The sequence below is a fragment of the Pseudomonadota bacterium genome, from assembly GCA_022361155.1.
Taxonomy (GTDB): domain Bacteria; phylum Myxococcota_A; class Polyangia; order Polyangiales; family JAKSBK01; genus JAKSBK01.
The window spans coordinates 1-1,033 of sequence record JAKSBK010000017.1; the positions used below are offsets into that span (position 1 = coordinate 1).

Below are 1,033 nucleotides of genomic sequence, written 5' to 3' on the forward strand. Positions count from 1 at the left end.
ACCGACACGCTTGTGGAGCGACTTGCCCCACTCGACCAGGGGCGTGGACTTCTTGCAGAGCAACAGGCTGTTGGCAGCCATGGTAAGGGCCCAACGGGCCTGGCGGTTGCCCCGCTTGGTGATGCGACCGCGTCGCATCGTTTTACCGGGCCCTTCGATGGCATCGAGCAGGGGCAGCATGGCGTCGTACATACCGTCGGGCAGATGCTCCTGGGCTGCGTCGACCAGGCTGACCAACTTCTCCGGCCTGCTTTGACGCAAGCTGACGCCTTCGGCTGCTGCCATGCCTCGAACCGCGTTGAGCAACTTCGTCCGTGCCCGCACGACAGCGTCGCGAGAGGTGCTCGGCATTCGGGCGATACGTTCCGGTCGCGTTTGCACGCGCACTTTGGCGAGCAAGCCCGCGGCGCACAGGTAAGCCAGCCATCGAGCATCGAGCTTATCGTTCTTGATGAGCGAGGCACCGATGGCCTTGGTGCGATTGGGGTCCACGACATACACCGTGTGCCCCATCTCCATGAGCATCTCCGCAATCCAAAACGCGCCGCACGAAGCTTCCACCACGATCTCGAGCGGTGCCTGCTTGTTGAACAGCTTGCGCAACCCCGCCTCGTGGGTCGACACGTTTCCTTGGCGCAGGATGTTGCGCTCCTTATCGACGATGCAATAGCGGCTCGACTTTCTTCCAAGATCCAGTCCACAGTAGTCCATAGTCGGCTCCTTCCTGTTCGTTGTGGGTTCGTAATCCAACGATGCCAGGAAGGGGCCGGCCGCTCTACAGCTTCAGGGTCGGCGTCCGGCGGCGTGCGCAGGCACTTTCGCCGCAACCGGTAGCGTACGTACGCGAAATGAGCCGCGGTGGTGTCCGGCACGCTTGGTGCGGTGTGCGAAGCATGACGCAACCACGCTACATCGTGCCTGGAATGACGGTGATGGTCACGCGCCGCACGCTGCGCCGCACCCACCTGTTTCGTCCAGACCCCGAGCTGACCGAACTCTACCGGTATTGCCTGGCCGTCAGCGCGCAGCGGCA

The 1,033-nt window shown here is 62.9% G+C and carries 1 protein-coding gene; it reads right to left on the minus strand.

Annotated elements, in window-relative coordinates; all coding sequences use genetic code 11:
- On the minus strand, positions 1 to 711 hold a 711-nt coding region (locus MJD61_00555; protein ID MCG8553770.1), incomplete at its 3' end, for a transposase.
- Positions 712 to 1,033: the final 322 nt, after the last annotated feature.